General features: G+C 65.3%; 13 protein-coding genes. 8 read left to right on the forward strand and 5 right to left on the reverse strand.

Annotated elements, in window-relative coordinates:
* Positions 1-59 precede the first annotated feature (59 nt).
* Positions 60-2,000, forward strand: a complete 1,941-nt coding sequence (gene asnB / locus ACQR1E_RS28890; protein WP_434897877.1) for an asparagine synthase (glutamine-hydrolyzing) — start codon at positions 60-62, stop codon at positions 1,998-2,000.
* 46 nt (positions 2,001-2,046) lie between these two features.
* Here asnB and ACQR1E_RS28895 read toward each other — a convergent pair whose 3' ends face one another.
* The 3 genes from ACQR1E_RS28895 to ACQR1E_RS28905 all read right to left on the reverse strand — a co-directional run bounded on the left by ACQR1E_RS28895 (position 2,047) and on the right by ACQR1E_RS28905 (position 5,329).
* Positions 2,047-2,823, reverse strand: coding sequence for an SDR family NAD(P)-dependent oxidoreductase (locus ACQR1E_RS28895; protein WP_315717401.1), 777 nt, complete (start codon positions 2,821-2,823; stop codon positions 2,047-2,049).
* A gap of 207 nt (positions 2,824-3,030) precedes the next feature.
* Positions 3,031-4,302 (reverse strand): acyltransferase family protein, encoded by a 1,272-nt coding sequence (locus tag ACQR1E_RS28900; RefSeq protein WP_434897878.1) that lies wholly within the window; start codon positions 4,300-4,302, stop codon positions 3,031-3,033.
* Between the two features lie 76 nt (positions 4,303-4,378).
* A complete protein-coding gene (locus tag ACQR1E_RS28905; protein WP_315717403.1) occupies positions 4,379-5,329 on the reverse strand; it encodes a glycosyltransferase in 951 nt (316 codons plus the stop codon).
* Between the two features lie 181 nt (positions 5,330-5,510).
* On the opposite strand from ACQR1E_RS28905, the gene ACQR1E_RS28910 reads away from it, so the two are divergent.
* Entirely contained in the window at positions 5,511-7,562 is a 2,052-nt protein-coding gene (locus ACQR1E_RS28910) for a right-handed parallel beta-helix repeat-containing protein (RefSeq protein ID WP_315717404.1), read from the forward strand.
* Between the two features lie 30 nt (positions 7,563-7,592).
* Here ACQR1E_RS28910 and ACQR1E_RS28915 read toward each other — a convergent pair whose 3' ends face one another.
* Entirely contained in the window at positions 7,593-8,984 is a 1,392-nt protein-coding gene (locus ACQR1E_RS28915; protein WP_315729371.1) for an O-antigen ligase family protein, read from the reverse strand.
* 294 nt (positions 8,985-9,278) lie between these two features.
* Here ACQR1E_RS28915 and ACQR1E_RS28920 point away from each other — a divergent pair, with 294 nt between their 5' ends.
* The 3 genes from ACQR1E_RS28920 to ACQR1E_RS28930 all read left to right on the forward strand — a co-directional run bounded on the left by ACQR1E_RS28920 (position 9,279) and on the right by ACQR1E_RS28930 (position 12,070).
* On the forward strand, positions 9,279-10,487 hold the full coding sequence (locus ACQR1E_RS28920) for a WecB/TagA/CpsF family glycosyltransferase (RefSeq protein ID WP_315752503.1): 1,209 nt from the start codon (positions 9,279-9,281) through the stop codon (positions 10,485-10,487).
* 168 nt (positions 10,488-10,655) lie between these two features.
* The gene (opgC, locus tag ACQR1E_RS28925; RefSeq protein ID WP_316226559.1) at positions 10,656-11,690 is read left to right on the forward strand and encodes an OpgC domain-containing protein; all 1,035 of its coding nucleotides are present in this window, start codon (positions 10,656-10,658) and stop codon (positions 11,688-11,690) included.
* A gap of 119 nt (positions 11,691-11,809) precedes the next feature.
* Positions 11,810-12,070 (forward strand): hypothetical protein, encoded by a 261-nt coding sequence (locus ACQR1E_RS28930; RefSeq protein WP_315827765.1) that lies wholly within the window; start codon positions 11,810-11,812, stop codon positions 12,068-12,070.
* 66 nt (positions 12,071-12,136) lie between these two features.
* Here the strand turns inward: ACQR1E_RS28930 and ACQR1E_RS28935 are convergent, their stop codons facing one another.
* The gene (locus ACQR1E_RS28935; RefSeq protein WP_315717409.1) at positions 12,137-14,416 is read right to left on the reverse strand and encodes a polysaccharide biosynthesis tyrosine autokinase; all 2,280 of its coding nucleotides are present in this window, start codon (positions 14,414-14,416) and stop codon (positions 12,137-12,139) included.
* A 414-nt stretch (positions 14,417-14,830) separates the two neighbouring features.
* Here ACQR1E_RS28935 and ACQR1E_RS28940 point away from each other — a divergent pair, with 414 nt between their 5' ends.
* The 3 genes from ACQR1E_RS28940 (at position 14,831) to ACQR1E_RS28950 (ending at position 20,410) form a co-directional block, all read left to right on the forward strand.
* Complete coding sequence (locus ACQR1E_RS28940) at positions 14,831-15,553, forward strand: response regulator transcription factor (protein ID WP_315752505.1); 723 nt, start codon at positions 14,831-14,833, stop codon at positions 15,551-15,553.
* Positions 15,553-16,932: an ATP-binding protein gene (locus tag ACQR1E_RS28945; protein ID WP_434897879.1), complete on the forward strand. Its 1,380-nt coding sequence runs from the start codon at positions 15,553-15,555 to the stop codon at positions 16,930-16,932. Before ACQR1E_RS28940 ends, ACQR1E_RS28945 begins: the two co-directional genes overlap by 1 nt.
* A 358-nt stretch (positions 16,933-17,290) precedes the next feature.
* A complete protein-coding gene (locus ACQR1E_RS28950) occupies positions 17,291-20,410 on the forward strand; it encodes an NAD(P)-binding protein (protein ID WP_434897880.1) in 3,120 nt (1,039 codons plus the stop codon).
* Positions 20,411-20,415 lie beyond the last annotated feature (5 nt).

Consider the following 20,415-nt stretch of genomic DNA (forward strand, 5'->3'; position numbering starts at 1 on the left):
CGAGGCCGTTCCGTGTCGTCGGTCATTTTGACGTCGCGCGTCTCAAACGGAATGTTCTGATGTGTGGCATCGCTGGGATCATCGGACGGGTTGACGACGACAACCGCGCCGCGCTGCAGCGGATGAACGATGCCATGCTCCATCGCGGTCCGGATGCCGGGGGAGTCTGGACCTCGCCCGCGGACGAGCGTGGCTGGGGCGCGCTGCTGGCGCACCGCCGGCTCGCGATCCTCGATCTGTCGCCCGCCGGTGTGCAGCCGATGACCGATCCGGTCACCGGGCATGTCATCGTCTTCAACGGCGAGATCTACAATTTTGCCGACCTGCGGCAGCGCCTCGTCGCCGGCGGCCAGCAGTTCAGCTCGACCGGCGATACCGCGGTGATGCTGCGCGCGCTCGGCCTGCATGGGCCGGAGGCGGTGGCGTGGTTGCGCGGCATGTTCGCGTTCGCCTGCTGGGATCCGAAGGAGCGCCGGCTGCTGCTGGCGCGCGATCCCCTCGGTATCAAGCCGCTGTACGTCGCCCGCGCGTCGAAACCCGACGCGGGCTGGTCGGTGGCCTTCGCATCCGAGCTGCGTGCTCTCCTGGCATCCGGCCTTCTGGGGAGGGCCCAGCTCGATCCGCAGGCCGTCGCCAGCGGCGTCTGGAACGGTTTCGTGGTCGGTCCCGGCACGGCGGTGAAGGGCGTCGAACTGCTGCCTCCAGGCCATCTCACGACGTTCGACGGCGTCGGCAACATCATCCGCGATGAGGATTTCTGGTCGATCCCGGAGCGGGCTCCGGACCCGACGATGGACGAGGATCATCTTGCCGAGATCCTCGAGGAGGGGCTGAGGCTGCATCTCGCCAGCGACGTGCCGCTCGCAGTGTTTCTCTCGGGCGGCATCGATTCCTCGGTCATGGCCAATCTGGCGCAGCGCGCGGCCACGGGTCCGATCCACACCTTCACGCTTGCTTTCGAGGAGCAGGAGCTGAACGAGGGGCCGATCGCGCGCCAGATCGCCGCCGCCATCGGCACCGAGCATCACGAGGTGGTGCTGACGGAGCAGCACTTCGTCGACAACCTCGATGCCGCGCTCGACAGCCTGGACCAGCCGACCTTCGACGGCCTGAACTCATACTTCATGTCGCACGCCATCCGCGGCGCAGGCTTCACGGTGGCACTGTCGGGGACCGGCGGCGACGAGCTGTTCGGCGGCTATACGTCGTTTCGCGACCTGCCGATCCTGCAGCGATGGTCGGAGCGCACGGCCTGGGTGCCGGCCGGCGTCAAAGCCGCTGCGGCGAAGCTGGCCGCGCAGATGCTGTCGCCGTCGCGCGGCACGGTGGCGCCGCAGACGCGCTGGGCCAAGCTTCCGGAGATGGTTCGACGCGGCGACGATCTTCTGGCGCTCTACCAGATGGCCTATGCGCTGTTCCTGCCCGGTTTTCAGCGCGAGCTGCTCGCGCCTGATCTCGTCGATACGCTGACAGATGGGCTGCCGGCCGCGATGAGAGCGAAGATCACCGCGGAGACGCGCGCGCGCACTCCGCTGTCGGCGATCAGCGTCATGGAGCAGCGCCTGTTTCTCGGCGAGCGCCTGCTGCGCGACAATGACGTGGCGAGCATGGCGGCCTCGCTGGAGCAGCGGGTGCCGCTGGTCGATCAGGTGCTGTTCGAAAGCGTCGACCGGCTGCCCGATGCGACGCGCTACGCGCCGCTGCGAAGCAAGGCGATGCTCAGGCGGATCGGCCTGCGTGGCCTCGATCCGTCGCTGTTCGACCGGCCGAAGAGCGGCTTCGTGCTGCCGCTCGATCGCTGGATTCGGCGCGGCCTGCAGGATGCAATGGACCGGACCCTGCGGGACCCGCAGGCCGTTGCGCCGGTGGGGCTGGACCCCACGGCCGTGGAGCGCCTCTGGCGCGCCTTCCTCGATGGGGCGCCGGGGATCTATTGGTCGCGCATATGGTCGATCTACGTGTTCGTGCGTTGGTGCCACCGTCATCGCGTCTTCCGCTGACGCGCGATCGACATCACGAGAATCGGCCGCATCGAGGCGCGCGTGCTCAGGCCTCCGGCATGACGACTCCGCCGCACACCGGCACGCGAACGCCGGTCACGAAACCGGCGAGGTCCGAGGCCAGAAACGCGATCATGTTGGCGACGTCCTGATCGTAGCCGCGCCGTCCGAGCGGCACGGACCGCTCGTAGAGCGGCTGCACCTCGTCACGGTCACGACGGTCCTTGTCGGAGACGACCCAGCCCGGGGCGACCTGATTGACCGTGATGCCATGCGGTCCGAGCTCCCGCGCCAGGGACCGCAGCATGCCGTCCATGGCGCATTTGGCCGCCGTGTAGGGCGCGCGATTGGGCAAGGCCAGGCTCGTCATCTCCGTGCCGAGAGAAATCAGGCGTCCCCATTTTCGCTCGATCATCGGGCCGGAAAACACCCGCGCGGTCGCCCAGGCCTGCAGGACCGAGGAGCGAAACACCTTGTCGAACTGGTCGGGCGTCTGCTCGACGACGGGACGTTCGTCGTACCATGTCACCGCATTGTTCACGACGATGTCGACGGGGCCGAGCACACCCTCGGTGACGCGGCGCATGGCCTGCACATCCTCGAGCTCGGCAACGTCACCCGAAATGGTGCAGGCGTGCTGCGGCTGGAGCTCGTTCAGCTCCTCGCACAGCCTCTCCGCAGCAGCGCGCGCCGTCAGATAATGGATGGCGACCTTTGCACCACAGGCCGCCAGTGTCCGGGCGATCGGGCGGCCGAGCTCTCCCGCCGCTCCCGTGACCAGCGCGACCTTGCCCGAGAGATTGATCTGGAGCGGGGACCTCAACGGTCGCAGTGCCGGATCGTCCGGCAGGGGACCGAGCGTATGTCGTCGAATTCGTCGTGCAACTGCGCTCGCGATCCGCATCCACCCGTCCCCGAAAGTATTCATTGGTCGGGGTCGCAGTATTAAATGCGGGACTAATTATTTAAACTGCACAATTTGACGCATTTGTGCAGCAGGCGATGGAGCGGTGAAGGGGTGCCGATGCGCTCAGGATGCGCGCGGCGTCGGACTCTCGGCGAGACGGTTGCCGAGCCGCCAGTCTGCGCCGGACGCGTCCTGCGCTGCTCTCGCAGCAGGCGGCGGCCTGAACTTGCGCCGGAGCTGTCTGAAATACGGCTCGATGAAGCGCTCGATCGCCGCCGCGTAGATGACAGAGATCAGGAGCGCGAGCGGAAACAGCAGATAGGGCTTGGCAGCGATCGCGGGCAGGTTCTTGTCGATCGTCCGGATCACGACGTTGTGGATCAGATAGATCGCATAGGAATAGGTGCCGAGCGTCATCACCCAGGAGCGGTTGAGATGACGAAACAGCGGCGCGTCGGCGAAGCGGACTGCGAAGTAGAACAACGGCATCAGCGCCAGCCCCTGAAGGCTGTAGCGGGCGGTCTCCCGGAACACCGCATCACGGTAGACGAGCGAGACCAGCAGCGCCGCCGCGGCGACGGCCAGCAGCGCCCATTGCGCCGCCGACATCCGCCCCGAGGCAGAGCGCTGCCGCACCGGGTTCATGACCAGCGCCAGAATGCAGCCATAGGCGATCGAGTCGATGCGGGTGTCCGAGGCGTAATAGGTGCGGTCGGAGAAGAACCCAGGGGCATGCACGAGATGGATGCGCCAGGCGAGGACGCCGAGGCAGACGAGCCCGAGCAGCGCGCCGATGGTGCGCGGCCGCAGCGCCGATCCGAGCAGCAGCGTCATCAGCAGGGGATAGACGATGTAGAAGTGCTCCTCGACCGCGAGCGACCAGAGAATGCCGGTGCCGTCGGGCACCGTATTGCCGGGATCGAAGAACAGACCGTAATAGTTGGCGAAATACAGCACCTGGGCCGCCAGGCCCTTGACGGTCATTCCGCCGTCCAGCAGGCCGGCGGCGGTGAGGCCGTAGGCGATCGCCAACGACAGCAGCAGAGGCGGCATCAGCCGGAACACGCGCCGCGCATAGAAGCTGGGAACGTCGAGCGCGCCGGTGCGCTGATGCTCGGCCAGCATCAGCGTGGAGATCAGGAAGCCGCTCAGGAAGAAGAAGATGGTGACGCCGAAGCCGCCGGGGACCATGGCCTGAAGCCCGGAATGGCCCAGGACCACGATCAGCACCGACAGCGCGCGGATGCCGTCGAGTGATGGAATGAGCGGGGATGCGCTGCCATGGGCGTTCGTGCTGCGGGACGCTGCCGGCGCGGTCGCCTCGCCGCCAGGCGCCGTTATCGGCGGCACGGCGGAAGCGGCACGAAAGCGGCTGAGCTCGAGAATCTTGGCCATGTTGTCCAGACGGGGTCGGAGAAACACGTAGCTTCGTCGTCGTCGTGTCAATGCCGCGGCGATCGGCCGCCGAGCGTCATCGCGTGTCGGCCGCGGCGTGGCTGGCGCGCCAGAGTTGGGCCCGCTCCGCGTTGATCCGGGCCGTGGCGGCGCGCTTGCCCAGGCGCAGGCAGGCATGCTGATAGGCGCGGAGGAAGCGGCGGAATTCGAGATCGTCGTAGCGCGGCAGGCCCGTCAGCCAGCTCCGGAAATAGCCCCACAGCATCGCGGTGCTGCCGATCAGGGCGGGATAGGCCGGCAGGTGATAGACCGCCACCGCGAGCTGATACAGCGGCGACGTTCCCATGAAGTACTGGCCGAAACCCTTGCGCAGCCGTCCGGTCCAGATGCCCTTGTGACTGGCGCCCTGCGGCCGCAAATGGATGAAGCGCAGCGCTTCGGTGTCGATGCTCTCGGCGATCCAGCCGAGCATGCGGCAGCGGTGGCAGTCGATGCCGTCCCACATGACCTGGCGCACGAAGCCGCCGATCTCCTGGAAGCAGGCGACGCGGTAGAACTTGGTCATCCCGACCGACATCTCGTCGCCGCAGACCTCCGGCTCCAAGGCGCCGGTCTGCGGGTGGACGAACCACGGCTTGCCCGAGGTGGTCCCGACCCGCGGATCGCTCTCCATCCGCTCCATCAGCAGCTCGAAGTAGCGCGCGGGCAGATCGAGGTCCATGTCGAGCTTGCAGAGATAGTCGAAATCCTCCAGCCGCACGCTCTCCAGGCCGGCATAGAATGCCTCGATCACGCCGGGTCCGACCTTGCGTCCGCCGCGGTCGGCGCGGCGGATCACGCGCAGATAGGGCAGGCGCTGGGCGTACTCGTCGAGAATGGCCGGGGTGTCATCGGTCGATCCGTCATCCACCACGATCCACAGCGCCGGCGGCACCGATTGCGCAGCGACGCTGTCGAGAGTCCGGCGGAGATATTGGGCCTCGTCCCGGCAGGGCGAGATGAGCAGGTAGCGGCGCGATGGCGTCACGTATCAAATCCCTTGCCGAAGGCGGAAGATTGGGACGAAGCTCTGCCGAGCAGGGCGTCGCCGGCCGCCTTTCAATAAATTAAATCGTGAATTAATATTATGTCATGGCGCGTGTCAAAGTCATGGTGTTTTTAAATCGGCGCCCGTTTTGGCTGTGTGACCGGTCCTGCGAGAGGTTCCCATGGATGACATCGGCCTCGTGATCCCCGGCTGCACCCAGGCTTCGTCCCGGCCGGTCGCGCGCGTGACGCGCCGGATCGACGCCGCCTGCATCCGGGCGCTGTTCACGGCAGCGCTTGCCCTGCTGTTCCTTCGCGGCGTTGCCGCGGCCGCCGAGCCGACCGCGTCCACCGGGCCGTCACTGGCCGGCAATCTGCTGCCGGTGGAGCGTCTCGCCGCCTGGAATCCCGGGCTGATGTCAGCCGGCGGTATTCCGAACCGGACCATCATTTACCGCACGCTGTCTCCGAGTGGGAGAGACGACAGCAGCGCGATTCAGGCTGCCTTGACCGCTGCACCCGCCGGCCAGGTGGTGATGCTCGGCCCCGGGACGTTCATCGTCAACGAGCCGCTCCTGATCAGCCGGCCAGTGACGCTGCGCGGCGCCGGCGCAGGCGCGACCAGGCTGGTGAAAACCAACGGTGCGCGGGCACGAACGCCGGTCGTGATTGCCGGCACCAAGGGAATCCTGACGCCGGTCGACCCGAGCTCGTACAGCTACGACGCCAAGCCTGTCATCATCGTCGGACCTTCGCGCTGGAACAATGGCCCCGACAGCAGCGCGTCGCAGGACCTGTTGGCGGACGGCGATCAGGGGACGTCGACCGTCGCCCTCGCCAGTGCCGCGGCCTTGAAGCCGGGCGATTTCGTTCTGCTCGACGAGGTCTCAGGCGCATCGTGGCAGGCGACGCCGGCGGGTTTTCCAGCGGGAGCGAAGGTCTGGCAAGGCGACCGCGTCGCCTGGAACATGCACTATCCGGTTCAGCCGGGCGACGACAATGCCGGTGCCAATGCCGGAGGTCCCTATGACCAGGCTCCCGGCGTGTTGCCGAAGTCGATGTCGTGGTTTGCCCGGACCGACCGGGCGACCGCCGAGATCAAGGAGATCGCCTCGGTGACCGGCAGCACGGTGACATTCACCTCGCCGCTCACGATCAGCTATCGCCGGGATCACCAAGCGCAGCTCACGCCTTATAGCACCGACCCGAACAGCGGTCGCCACGCCGCCAACAATCGCGACATCCACGTTGCCAAGGTGGGCGTCGAAGATCTGAGCATCGTCGGCGGGGCGGACGGCGCGTTGCGGTTCGAAGCCGCTGCTTATTCCTGGGCCAGATCCGTCGAGGTGACGCAATGGCTCGGCGAGGGCGTGGCGATCGACAATTCGTTCCGGGTCGAGCTCCGCGACTCCTACATCCACGCCGGCTCGTGGCCGCAGCCGGGCGGCGCCGGATACGCGATCAGCCTGGCGACGGGCTCCTCGGAGGTCCTGATCGAGAACAACATCCTCGTCGACGTCTGCAAGAACATGGTGTTCCGGTCGTCCGGCGCCGGCAGCGTCGTCGGCTATAACTATGCCGACGACTCGTTCGATTTCGACAATCCCGGCTGGGTCGAGGTCGGCATCAACGCGTCGCACATGGCCGGCGCCCATCACGTCCTGTTCGAAGGCAATCTGTCCCACAATGCCGACAGCGACTACACCCATGGCAACGCGATCTATCTGACCTTTTTCCGCAACCATCTCACCGGCCAGCGCCAGCGCTTCGTCGATCGTTCGGGCGTTCGAGCCGTCGGTCTCGCCTATGGCTCGTGGTGGGATTCGTTCGCCGGCAATGTGCTGGGCCGACCTGGACGCATGAGCGGTTGGAGCTACGACGATCCATCGATGCGGGCCGGAACGGCGGTTTGGGGGCAGGGCGGTGTCGGCAACGTCTGGGTGCTTGGCTACGACCCGGAGCGATGGACCATGGCGCCTGATCCGAAGACGCTGGCCACGGTGATCCGCGGCGGCAATTTCGACTATCTCACCGGCAAGGTGGTCTGGACGGACGCTCTCGCGGCGCAGCCGCTGCCGGCGTCGCTGTATCTGAGAGCCAAGCCCGGCTTTTTCGGCAGTCATCCGTGGCCCTGGGTGGACCCAACCGGGGATACCAAGCTGCATACGTTACCGGCCAAGGCGAGATTCGATGCGGGCGCGCCATTCGCGGCGGCGCCGGGATCAACGCAATAGCGCTGGCGTGACGCTTCAACGGGCCTCCCGTCAGGTGCGGACGCCGAGCCGTGGCCGCCAAGCCGGCCGTGTACGGCTCCAACGAGCCGACCGCCTGTTCGCCGGCTGAGCGGCGGGCATGCTCTGTTGCGACCTCCGCCAGTATCTTGCGGCCTCGACCGTGACGAGCACGAATACCACCCAGGTCACGTCGAACGCGCGCAGCCACAGGGTTTCGAGCAGGTTATAGAGCATGACGAACAGCGCGACGGACAGCAGGATCCACGCCCGCTTGTAGTCGTGCTTCATCACGCGGCCGATGACGTGAACGGTGGCCGCCAGAAACACGAGGAGAAAGGCAAAACCGACATAGCCCAGTTCCAGCATCGCATCGTAGTAGCCGTTGTGGGAGTTCGGCATGGCCTTCACCCAGCCGGGTGCATCGGTGATGCTTGGTGCGTCGGCACCGACCAGCCAGAAGCTCTGATAGCCCCATCCCAGGAGCGGCCTCTTCGCGATCTCCAAGTTAGAGAAGGCCCATATGGTGGTTCGGCCGGTGAAGCTGGAATCACCCGTCAGCAGATAGGCGATGCGGCTGGTCGTGAAGCCCGCGAGCTCGCCGACCACGAAGTAGCCGAGGATGATCGCCACCAGGATCAGAAGCGGTGCAACCCGCAGCGTTCTCGCAAGCGCCAGCGTCAGGATGGCCAGGATCGGGGCGACCAGAGCGAGGCCGAGCGCGGTCTTCGAGCTCGAGAAGAAGATCAGGACGATGGCACCGACGGCAACGACGATCCCGAGCGCGCGGCGCGTTCCGGGATAGAGCAACTCGTGAACCGAGAGCAGGAACGCAATGGCGGCAAACTCGCCCAGCAGGTTCTTGCCCGAGAAGTAGCCCTGGTAACCGATGTCGACCAGCGCGTTGCCGTACTGCGCGTAGGTCGCGTAACCGCCGGGGATCAGCAGAACATTGAGGATCACCCCTGCTGCAAAGCAGAGGAACACGCCGCGCAGGATGTCGGCGCTCGGCCTCGATAGCAGGGCGGGCAGCACGATGGCGGTGAGGACCATCGCTTCCTGGACGAAACGGACGAAGGCGAATTCGGGTTTGAATGCCCACGCGATGCTGGCGCCGGCCAATCCAAAATAGACGCAGAGACTGATGATGTTGGGCGCAGCGGCAAGCCGCTCGCCGCGGGCGAGGCGTTGCATCGCAACGACGATGGCGATGGCCGCGAGGACAGGCCAGAAGATCCGGTTCTCGATCCGGCTCTCGAGCAGGCCCTGGAGCCCGGGCGATGGCGGGAAGCCAAAATAGATCAGCGGCTGAATGAGGGACGAGTAGGCGAAGGCGAGGACCGGAATCAGCGCACAGACATCGAACGTCCCCGCGGAGGCGCGCGGCCCGGCCGACATCGACGTCGTCGCTGAAATTCTCGGCATCGATCTCACCCGGATATTCGAACGGCGTGGCCCCGGCAGCCGCCGGGAATACCGTCCGTGAACATTATCCGGAGATGCAATTAAATAAAAGGACTTCGACGTGCGCCGGGAAGGTATTGCTGCAGCCGCGCCGCAAATCTGCCCTGGCATTTACAAATAAACCGTATTAAATAAATGGTATGATTTAAAATTAAATAGTGGCTTTTGGGTCGCACGTTATTCGGTCGGGGAGGTGCGGCAGGGATCCGCAACCCGGAATCCTCGTGCGGCGGGCAGATTGAGGGAGAGCGGCGGATGCTGACCACGCATGAATTGCAGGAGCCGGGATCCCCCCTTTATCGCGTGGGGCGCTCCGGGGCGGGTCGCGATCGGCCGGAGGTCGATGCTGCCGCCCTGGCCGACGCCGCGATTCCCGACGACCTCGCGCGCGACGTCTATTGCGTCCTCGGAATACCGGTCGATGCCATCGGCATGCGCGGCGTACTGCGCCGCATCCGCGACGCTGCCCGACGCAGGACCCGGCTTCTCATCTCGACTCCCAATCTCAACTTCCTGGTCGCCAGCCAGTCGAACAGGAGCTTCAGGGAGTCGCTGATCCTGAGCGATCTTTGCACGGTGGACGGCATGCCGGTGGTCTGGATCGCTAGGCTGCTTGGGATTCCGATCAAGAGCCGGACGGCCGGCGCCGATATCTTCGACGCGCTGAAGTCGGAGGCCGCGCCGGCAAACGCGCTGAAGCTCTTTCTTTTCGGTGGCCCGGAGGGGGCCGCCGAACGGGCCGCCCGGACGCTGAACGGCCAGTCGGCGGGATTGCAGTGCGTGGGCTGGTTGAACCCCGGCTATTTGTCGGCCGAGGAGTTGAGCCGGGATCACATCATCGACGAGATCAATGCCAGCGGGGCGGACTTCCTGGTTGCCTCGCTCAGCAGCGTGAAGGGACAATCATGGCTGCAGCGCAATCATGAGTGCCTCGAGATTCCAGTTCGCGCCCACCTCGGCGCCGCGCTCAACTTCCAGGCCGGCACGGTGAAGCGCGCACCGGCGATCCTGCGCCAATCAGGCTTCGAGTGGCTGTGGCGCATCAAGGAGGAGCCCTATCTCTGGCGCCGCTATTGGAACGATGGCACGGCGATGCTCGGCCTCATGCTCACCCACGTGTTGCCGTTCGTGGTGTGGACCTGGTGGATGCGCCGCACGCATGAGCGGGGTGAGGCGCTGACCATCACGCAGGACTATGGGACGCGCGCGGTCACGCTCAGCCTGTCGGGGCCCGCCGATGCGCGCCACGTAGACCGGGCCATTCCTGTGTTCCGCGCCGCTTCGGCGTCCCGCAAGCCGGTCACGATCGATTTCTCGAACGTCTGCGCCATGGATGCGCGCTTCCTCGGATTGCTGCTGATGCTGAGGAAGCAATTGGAAGCCCAGGGCTGTACCGCGACCTTCGTGGGCGTTTCGCCGCTGATGGCCCGCATCTTCCGCTTCGGCGGTCTGGACCAGCAATGAGAGGGGGAGGCCTGTCATCGGTCGCATCACGGCTTCAGCAGTCGGTGGTTCGATGATCGCCGCCGCGACGCTTGCCCGCGTTGCGAAGGATTGCCTGAGCCGTCAGTCCGACCGGCGCCCATCGGCTGACTGTCGCCCATGGAGCGACGTGTGTTCGGAGATTGAGCGGTGAGCGCAGCAGGCCAGAAGAGGCGCGAGCTTCTGATCGACTTCTATCGAAGCTGCGCGATGTTGTTCGTGTTCTATCATCACACGGCCAACGTCTTTCCGGACTCCGTCGATCTGTTCACGAAATTCAACCCCTTCGCCGAGCTGTTCGTCGTGATCTCGGGGTTCATGGTCGGGTACGTCTATCTGCACAAGGAGAGGCACGGAGAGCTCCTCGCCCGCGGCTTGAAGGTGCTCGCCGCCTATTTCGTCATCTCGGTGCCGGTCGCGGTCGGCATGGCTGTTCTGGGGAACAAGCGAGAGCCGGTGGGGCAGGCGATTTTCGACGTGCTGACGTTTCAGTCCGAGCCGACCGCCATCACAATCCTCAAGTTCTACGGGCTGATGTTCCTGCTGCTGCCGGTGATCCTGCCGATGTTCAAGCGCGGCAGGCTCCTGGTGCTCGCGTCGTCGGCTGCGATCTTCGTGGCCTCCACCTGGTTCAGCAACACGAGCACGGCAGCCAAGCTCGAGAGTCCCGCCATCATTCTGTTGCTGTTCTCGCTCCAGGCGCAGATGTTCTTCGTGATCGGTATCTGGCTCGGAGATCTCCATCGGTCCAACCGCTTGATCGGACCCGCGTTCTATACGGCGCTGGCGGGGATCTTCACCTTCGGGCTGCTGCTCGATTACAGCCTCGGCTTTCCCAGCAACGGCGAAAAATACCCCTATCGGTTCGACAAGCTCCTCAACCTGCTTTGGACATTGCCGCTGCTGTTGGCGCTGCTGTGGGCGGTGTTCGCGCGCACCCGGCGATCGCCGGCGGTCGCGCTCATCCTCAACGTCGGCCAGAATTCGCTGATCGCGTTCCTCGGGTCGGAGGTGGTGCGGCAATCGGTCAAGCTCGCGCTCCTCCTGGGCGGCGTCCACCCGCAGGTTTACGGCCAGACCGTGATGGGCCTGTTCGATGTCGTCCTGGTCACCGCGGTGCTTTGGCTCTACCGGGCGCACTGGCTGAACCGCCAGACAATGCTGCACCCGCTCAGCGGGCCGTAGCCGCATCTTTCGCCTGAAAGTGTTGCCCTGATGCGCTTGTTCGAATCCTCCCGGGCGGCTTAGCTCATCGCTAACCAATGGCCGCTAGCCTCTCGAAACGCCCGAGGAGGCATGAACTGATGTGGGTGATCGCGCTTCATTTTACAGCCGGGGTGGTTGCCGGGACGATGTTCACGGTTCGCACGCTGCTGGCGCTCGCCGCGATCGTCTTCATGGAGTGCATCGCGGCGTCGATCATCAGCGGGCTGCCGGCCGCGCTCTATGCCGGCGCCGGTCTGATTGCAGTCCAGGTGGGCTATCTCTCGGGCGTCTATGTCCGCAGCGCTCTGGAGCGTGCCGGCATCGCCCATCCCTCCATTCGCCCCGAGCACCAGCGCTGACCGTCGATCGATTTCCGTTGCCGGCCGCGGCCTATGGCGCGCACCGGCCGGCGCGCGCTGATCGACCTACTCGGCCATCACGCTCCCGTAACGGGCGTAATATTTGTGGTTGTAGTAGTCGCCGAAATGATTGGCGTAGCGCTTCAGCGCCTTCATGTTCGTCTTGTTGAGCACGACGCCGAACAGAGCATCGTAGACGTTGGGAGCCGTGTTCAGCGCGTGCTCGACCACCTCGGCCGGCGTGCGCCCCCATTCCACGACGAGGACGAAGCTGTCGAGCAGCGCGGAGATGGCGCGCGCGTCGACAACGGGCGCGAGCGGCGGAAGATCGACGATGACGTAGTCATAGGCTGCCCGCAGCTGCTCGAACAGCTTGCGCATCTGCTCGTTGCCGAGGATGTCGCTGGTGTCGCGCTGCATGGCACCCGTTCCCGGCAGGAAATCCAGGCGCGTCAGCGGGTCGGTCCAGACTGCGTCTGCGAGCTGGCATCCTCCCAGGACGATGTCGGCGATCCCAGTGCTGGCATCGGGGGCCAGCATGGCGGAAAGCGACGGATTCCTGAGGTCGCAATCGACCACGATCACACGCTTGCCTGAATTTGCGATGAGCTGAGCCAGCGACGCGGCGATGATCGACTTGCCTTCGTTGGGCAGGGCGGACGTCAGTCCGAAGACCTTCCGCGACGTCGGGCTTGGATCCTGGTCGATGGCGACTTTCAACGAGCGGATGGATTCGGCGAAGCGCGATGTGGGCATGGCGGATGCGGCCCAGCAGGTTCCGGGGCCTCTCGTCACCATTCGCGGGCTGGAATCGGGTTCGACCTTGGAAACGGCGTTGACTGTCGCCTTCTTGGTGAACCGGTCGACCTCGCCTCGTTTGAGCAGAGGGACGACCGAGAGGCAGGGCAGGCGCAGGCGATCCTCGACCTGGTCGGTCGTCCGAAAGCTGCGGTCCTTGACTTCTGCGAGCAGGCCGAGGCCGCCGCCGAGCGCCAGGCCCCCGAACAGGCCGAGCGCCATCAGCACGATGGACTTCGGCTTGATCTTCTTCTTCGGCGGCGTGGCCGCTGAGATCACCCGCGCCTTCGCAATCGGGAAGGAGCCCTGCTGGACTGAGCCCATGTAGCGCTGAAGAAAGGTGTCGTAGAGCGTGCGATAGCTCTTGGCGCTGGTCTCCAGCTCGCGGAGGCTGAGCTCGGCCGCCCTGGTATCCTGCGACCGGACAACGGCCTGTGCAAGCTGCTTCTCGATCTCCTGCTGCTGCTGCTTGGACTCCTCGTAATCGTGCTTGGCGACGTCGGCAAGGCGCCGCACCTCGTCGACGATAGCCTGGCGGATGCTCTTCATCGTCGCGCGAATATTGACGACCGCGATATGATCCTTGCCATATTTGGCGGAATACTCGTACTCGCGCTTGGCGTTATCGAGGTATTGCTGACGCAAGCTGTTGATGATGAGCGTGCTGTTCGAATTGCTCAAGGAGAGACCGTCGGGCGGATTGACATTGCCGCTGAGCTCTGCCGGGGAGAAGTCGGAGACCGCGGCTACGCGGTCGATCGTCATATCGGCACTGCTCGTCGCGAGCATGTCGTCGAACCGATTGAGCCGGGTCATCAGCGAGGCGGTACGCGTGCGCACTGCCACCAGACGGTTGGTGAGCTCGGTGACCTGCTGCTGGTCCATGAACCTGCCGTCGGCCGAGACGATGTTGTACCGGCTTTTCAGCTCGTTCACGGAACGTTCGGTCGCGGTCGCGTCGTTGCCGAGATCCTGCAGGCGGTCGTGAAGCCAGGCGGTGATTGTGCGGTGCTCGTTCGCGTCTGCCTTCAACTGCTGATCGAAATACTCCTTGACGATGGCGTTGGCGATCATCGCCGCCCGATTGGGGTCGCTGGCGCTGAAATCGACCTCGACGACCGTGCTCGTGCCAATTCTGAAGGCGTTCATTCTGCGCTGGAATTCGTCGAGGAGATCGTCCATCGAGGGCGCGTTCGGCTGCGGCGCCGAACCCACGAGACGGCGAACCGCATCAACCGCACCATGCAGCGGGCTGGCTTTGCCGTTGAAGTCGGGATCGTCCGCCAGATTGAGCTTGTCGATGACCGCTGTCGCGATCGACTTCGATTTGAGAATCTCGATCTGCGATTCCATGTCGAGCGGCGGCTCGTCCTGAACGGGCGGTTGCGGCTGGACGACTGCGGCCTTCGAGGTGGTGCCCAGCATGATCTTGACGTCGGCCGAGTAGGTGGGCGGCAGGATTTTCAGCAGGGCGAAGCTCGCCAGGAGCGAAAGCACGGTGGTGATCGCAATCACCAGATAGTGCCGGCGCAGGAATCCCAGCGCCATGTCGAACGGTCCGGGTCCGCTACGTTCCCAACCTTGCTCCTGTGGGGAGGGGTAGGTAACCGTGCTCGCGTTGGGATTGTGCAGCATGTTTGTGGGGCTTTTCAGTTGCGCTTCGGACGTCAGAGCCGCCCGGTTTGCCTGCGAGAACGAGGATCTTGTTTTATAACCATTAAATGATCTGGGAGTGCCGCGCGATTTAATTTATATTAAATCTGATTTTGCTCAGCAAGTGGCTCTGCAAAATTAAATGTCGCCGGCGTGCAGGACATGCCTTGCGCCTGCGGCGGCCTTCTCGGCCGGCCAATGCCGGCGTCGCGGTCGGCCGCATACCGGTATTTGGCTGCCGCGTAACGGCTTGTAACAGTCGCTCCCGGCCCATTGCCAAGCTACGGGTTTTGGGCATCAGTCCTGGCGATGAGCATGCCTGCGGCCACGCTTTTGATGGTGGAGGACGACCCGGAGATCAGCCGGCTCGTCAGCGATTTCATGCGCCGGGAAGGGTTCGAGATCGAGGTCGCCGCCACGGCGCCGGCGATGGATGCCGTGCTGCGGCGGCTGCGGCCCGATCTCATCATTCTCGACCTGATGCTGCCGGGAGAGGACGGGCTTTCGATCTGCCGCCGGCTGCGGCAGAGCGACGACATTCCCATCCTGATGCTGTCGGCCAAGAGCGACGAGATCGATCGCGTGGTCGGGCTGGAGCTCGGCGCCGATGACTACATGGTCAAGCCGTTCGGGCCCCGGGAGCTTCTGGCCCGCGTTCGGGCGCTGCTGCGGCGCACCCAGGCGAGCCCACCGCGTGACGCGAGCCGGCGTTTCGGTTTCGACCGGTTCGTACTCGACGTCGATGCCCGCAGCATCGAGATCGTGGATGCGCAGGCCGCGCCGATCCAGCTGACCTCGGCGGAGTTCGACCTGCTCGCCTGCTTCGTGCAGCGGCCACGGCGGGTGTTGAGCCGCGACCAGATCCTGGACTGGACGCGCGGCCGCTCCGCCGAGCCGTTCGACCGCACCGTCGACATGCTGATCTCGCGGCTGCGGCGCAAGCTCGATGCCGCAAGCCCGGGAACGAACCTGATCACCACCGTCCGCAACGGCGGATACCTGTTCACGGCGACGGTGAGGCCGGTGGCGTGATGATGCGGCTGACGCTTGCGATGCGTATCGGCCTCATCGTCATCATTGGTCTGCTCGCGATCTGGATCGTCACCCTGGCGCGATTCTACCGCGCCCGGACCGCGGACCTCGAAGGCGCGACGCCGCCGCCGACGCGGCTGGCCGCGCTCGCCGAACTGATCGAACGAACACCCGGGGCTGAGCGGGGCAGGGTCGTCGATGCCGTGTCCTCTGACCGCTTCGAGGTCCGGCTGGTCGGACCCGACGCGGCGGTCCGCCTTCCGCGCACCGAGCCCGCGCCGGTCCGGTCCGGATTGCGCGACGCCTATGCCGGTGCGCTCGGTGCGCGCCCGCTGACAATCACCTTCGTGCCGGAGCCGGAGGGACGGTGGTTGCCCAGGCTCGCGCGGACGCCGCAGAATGCCCTGGAGTTTCGCATTGGCCTGAACGGCGGCGATGTTCTCGTCGTGGACTCGCGCGCGTCGCTGGTGCTGACCCAGCAGGGGCTGCCGATCGGCTTCGGCGCGGGCCTGTTCGGTACGCTGGTCGCGCTGTTTGCGCTCCTGATCATGCAGCGTGAGACGCGGCCGCTGGCGCGCTTGGCGGCCGCCGTCGACCGGGTCGACCCCGGCGGGGCGGCGGTGCCGCTGCCGGACGTTCGCCGCAATGCGCCCGAGGTTCGCGCCGTGGTGACGGCGTTCGGGCGACTGCAGGACCGGCTTGCCGATCTGATGCAGGCGCGCATGGCGCTGGTCGGCGGCATTGCTCACGACGTTCGCACCTTTGCCACGCGGCTGCGGCTGCGCGTCGACCAGATCCCGGATGACGCCGAGCGGCAGCGTGCCGTGACCGATATCTCCGACATGATCCGCCTGCTCGACGACGCGCTGCTTGCGAGCCGGGCGGGTGTCGGCGAACTGCCGCAGGAGCTCGTTGCCTTCGACGAACTGGTGCGCGCGGAGGTCGAGGATCGCCGCGCGCATCAGGCGCGGGTGCGCTTCGACCATGCAGGCGACGGGCGCGAGCAGCTGATGCTGGGCGACCGCGTCGCGCTGCGTCGTATCGTCGCCAACATCATCGACAACGCGCTCAAATATGGCGAGGCGGCGCATGTCTCGCTGCAACGCCAGCCGGAGCACGCCGTGCTGACGGTCGACGACGAAGGGCCGGGGATTCCCCGCGACCAGCGCAAGGCCATGCTGGAGCCGTTCACGCGCCTGGACACGTCGCGCAATCGCGGCACCGGCGGAGCCGGGCTTGGACTGGCGGTGGTGCGGACGCTGGTGGAGGCCCATCGCGGCAGCATCGCGATCACCGACGCGCCGCGCGGCGCCCGCATCGTCGTGCGGCTGCCGCTGTTTCTCGACGGGCCCGGCGACGTGCATTCCGATCTGACGTGATCGACGGCAGCGTCGCGATCGGGGCGCTGTCCTTAAGTGGTGGCAGCCCGTCATTCTTCTCGTAAAGGTTGAGATGACGACGTAGCCGGCGGGAACGATGCGGCGGCCTCGTCTTCCTTACGCGATGTCGATGATGCGCCCGCTTGATGATCGCGTGGAGATTGTGATAGGTATTCGATGCATCCTCATTGCATCGCCACGCGGATTGAACTGGGCGTGGCGCCGATTTTGTAAACCCATAGTACCGAATGTCATTCAACCGCACGGGCCGCGCGGACCGCGGACCTGTGCGCCGATGGACGACGTCGTTCCGGCTCGCCCGGGCGAGAACGTCCGAGGTCAGGGCAGGATCATCGACATGGCAGCAACAAAGACCCGCGTGGCGATATTGGGCGGCGGCATCGGCGCGTTGAGCGCGGCCTTCGCCTTGAGCGAGATCGATCCGCGCGGCGAGCGCTACGAGATCACTCTCTATCAGCTCGGTTGGCGTCTCGGGGGCAAGACCGCCAGCGGACGCAACGCCAAGCAGGGCCAGCGCATCGAGGAGCACGGACTGCATATCTGGGCCGGCTTCTACGAGAATGCCTTCACCATCCTGCGTGCCGCGCTGAAGGCACTCGATGCACCGCCGAGCGATCCGATCAGGACGATCGATGATGCGTTCAAGCGGCAGAACGAGATCTTCTACGCCGAGTATACCGACGGCCAATGGCTGCCCTGGCCGTTCTGGTTTCAGCCGGATGTCGATGAATCGGTCTATCCCGGCAGGGATAGCCTGTGGGCGCCCGCCGACAACATCGTGCCACCGCTCTCGACCCTGCTGCTGCGGACCATCGCGAGCATCATCTTCAACCTGAACTACTATATCGAGGACTGGCCGGGCGACCAGAATGCCGAGCTGGCGAAGGCGATCGCCGCCATGCCCGCCGAGCGGCGGGCCCGGCTGGCGGCCGTCTCGCCTGATGGCAAGGGCCATCCGCTGCTGCTGCTGGCCCACCGCGTCGGCGAGAAGCTGCACAGTGACGTCGAAGCGATCCGCCGCGATGCCCAGGGCGACATGGCGGCGCTGCTCCATGCGTTTCGCGGCATCGCCAAGGAGCACCAGACGATCGACGGCCTCGAGGAAGGCCTGCGCCGGCTGTTGATCCTCGCCAATCTCGGCATCTGCATGCTGCTCGGCATCATCGAGAACGACTGCCTGACGGACGGGCTGGAGGTTCTCGACAGATACGAATTCCGCAGCTTTCTGGCGCAGCAGGATGAAGAGGCCGCCAACAACGCCATCGTGACCGCTCTCTACGAATACATCTTCGCCTTTCGCAACGGCTCCCGCGAGCCGTCGCAGCAGCAGGTGTCGGCCTGCTCGGCCGTTCAGGGACTGCTGCGGCTGTTCTTCACCTACAAGGGGGCGTTCTTCTATAAATCCGTCGTCGGAATGGGGGATACGATCTGCACGCCGATCTACCAGCTCCTGGCGCGGCGCGGCGTGAACTTCAAGTTCTTTCACAAGGTCACGAGTCTCGAGCCGACCAAGGACGGCAACAAAATCGCGACCATCCACATCGACAAGCAGGTCGAGTTCGTCGATGGCAGATATGATCCGCTGGTCCTGGTGAAGGACTACTGGTGCTGGCCGTCCGAGCCCAAATGGCAGGAGATCGAGAATGGCGAGTACTACGCGCTGAAGGGCTACAATTTCGAGAACGCCTATGGTCCCCCCAACCCGCCGCAGCCGCCCCCGGCGGCCCGGCTCAGCCTGCAGCTCGGCGAGGATTTCGACCAGGTGGTCCTCGGCATCTCGGTCGGCGCGCTCGATGAGATCTGCCGGCCATTGACGCAGCAGAAGCCGGCCTGGGCCGACATGGTCGGCAATCTCCCAACCGTGCGCACGATGGCGCTGCAACTCTGGCTCGATTGCGCGGTCGGAGATCTCGGAGGTCCCTATGTGGCGCCTGGACCGTCGCTCGAGACGATGGGACCGATCGTCACCACCTGCAAGCCGCCGCTCGACACCTATTCCGACATGTCGCAATTGCTGCCGGCCGAGGACTGGCCGGCGCCGGGGCCACGCTCGATCGCTTATTACTGCGCCATCATGAGTGACGACAGCGCGCCGAACGACGAGCAGCTTGCCGCGGACTATGTGAAGAACGCATCCAAGGACTGGATGACGTCCTGGCTCGATACGCTGTGGACCAACATCGGCAGCGGCAGCACGTTCCGCTGGGATCTCCTGCACGCGCCGAGCGACATCAGCGGATCGGCGCGGCTCGACTTCCAGTTCTGGCGTGCCAACATCAATCCGAGCGAGCGCTATGTGCTGAGCCTGCCGGGCACGCTGCGGCATCGCATGGAGCCCGGCAAGTCCGGCTACGACAATCTCTTCCTCGCCGGCGACTGGACCCGTGTGCCCGAGATCAACGCCGGATGCGTGGAGGTCGCGGCGATGTCCGGCCTTGCCGCCGCCTCGGCGCTGTCCGGCGTCTACATTCCGATCGTCTCGACCAGTCCGGAACCCTACATCACCAACGCCTACGTCAACTACGCCGGATGGATCACGCTTCCGCCGGCGCCCTATATCTGCAACGACTCGACCTTCTACGGCTTCGCCGTACCGGCCGACCTCGGCGCCTGCCAGCGGTTCCTCGACCGCTCCTTCAACCGCGTCGCGGGCCGCGACCAGTTCCGCGTGATGCTGGACATGGCCTTCGTCAACGTCATCCAGGTGCGCAAGAGCCAGGCGGCCACGCCGCCGTTCGCGGAGCAGGGCACCATGTCCGAGACCGATGTCGGGCTGTGGCTCCTGGTCGGCAGCTATGAGCGCGGCGCGGTGCTGCCGAAAACGATCGGCTTCGTGCCGGCCTATCTGTTCGTCGACAATGCCTGGTCGGTCGTTGCGGGGCAGGAGGTCTGGGGCTTTCCCAAATATCACGCGACCATCGTTCAGCCGATCAGCGCACCATCGAACGATCCGTTCGACGTCTCGGGACTGGCGATTGCCAGCTACGGGCCGGAGGCCCATGCCTCCCAGCAGCGCATCATCCGAATCGAAGGCACGGCGGGATCGACCCCGACCGCGGCGGGCTCTCCGGCGGATGCATTCCGGCAGCTCTGTGCCGGGGCCGACCAAGAGCGAATGAAGCAGCTCACGACCGGGCCGGGCATGGCGTCGTTCCTGGGCGGCGTCTGGGGCCTGCCGATCCCCGTGTTCTATCTCAAGCAGGCGCGGTCGGCGGACAGTCTCACCGCGGCGAGCTACAAGACGCTGTTGAACGGCGCGCTCGACCTGACGGGGCTGCGCAGCTGGCAATTGCAGTCGGGCAACTGGTCGATCGAGATGAGCGCGCTCGATAGCCTGCCGTTCATTCGCGATCTCGGGCTCGGCACGCCCGTCGACGGCAAGCTCGTCCTGACCGCGACCACGCGCATCTGGGCCGAGATCGATTTCACCGTCGCCAGGGCCAGCCCCATGGCCTGAGCAGG

The sequence above is a fragment of the Bradyrhizobium sp. HKCCYLRH1030 genome (assembly GCF_051168395.1).
In the GTDB taxonomy this organism is placed as follows: domain Bacteria; phylum Pseudomonadota; class Alphaproteobacteria; order Rhizobiales; family Xanthobacteraceae; genus Bradyrhizobium.

What these genes read in the sequence shown, in the direction of transcription:
- asnB (WP_434897877.1), top strand. Translation starts at nt 60, where the DNA reads ATGTGTGGCATCGCTGGGATCATCGGACGGGTTGACGACGACAACCGC.
- ACQR1E_RS28900 (WP_434897878.1), bottom strand. Translation starts at nt 4,302, where the DNA reads ATGGCCAAGATTCTCGAGCTCAGCCGCTTTCGTGCCGCTTCCGCCGTG.
- ACQR1E_RS28910 (WP_315717404.1), top strand. Translation starts at nt 5,511, where the DNA reads ATGGATGACATCGGCCTCGTGATCCCCGGCTGCACCCAGGCTTCGTCC.
- ACQR1E_RS28915 (WP_315729371.1), bottom strand. Translation starts at nt 8,984, where the DNA reads ATGCCGAGAATTTCAGCGACGACGTCGATGTCGGCCGGGCCGCGCGCC.
- ACQR1E_RS28920 (WP_315752503.1), top strand. Translation starts at nt 9,279, where the DNA reads ATGCTGACCACGCATGAATTGCAGGAGCCGGGATCCCCCCTTTATCGC.
- ACQR1E_RS28930 (WP_315827765.1), top strand. Translation starts at nt 11,810, where the DNA reads ATGTGGGTGATCGCGCTTCATTTTACAGCCGGGGTGGTTGCCGGGACG.
- ACQR1E_RS28935 (WP_315717409.1), bottom strand. Translation starts at nt 14,416, where the DNA reads ATGGCGCTGGGATTCCTGCGCCGGCACTATCTGGTGATTGCGATCACC.
- ACQR1E_RS28940 (WP_315752505.1), top strand. Translation starts at nt 14,831, where the DNA reads ATGAGCATGCCTGCGGCCACGCTTTTGATGGTGGAGGACGACCCGGAG.
- ACQR1E_RS28945 (WP_434897879.1), top strand. Translation starts at nt 15,553, where the DNA reads ATGATGCGGCTGACGCTTGCGATGCGTATCGGCCTCATCGTCATCATT.
- ACQR1E_RS28950 (WP_434897880.1), top strand. Translation starts at nt 17,291, where the DNA reads ATGGCAGCAACAAAGACCCGCGTGGCGATATTGGGCGGCGGCATCGGC.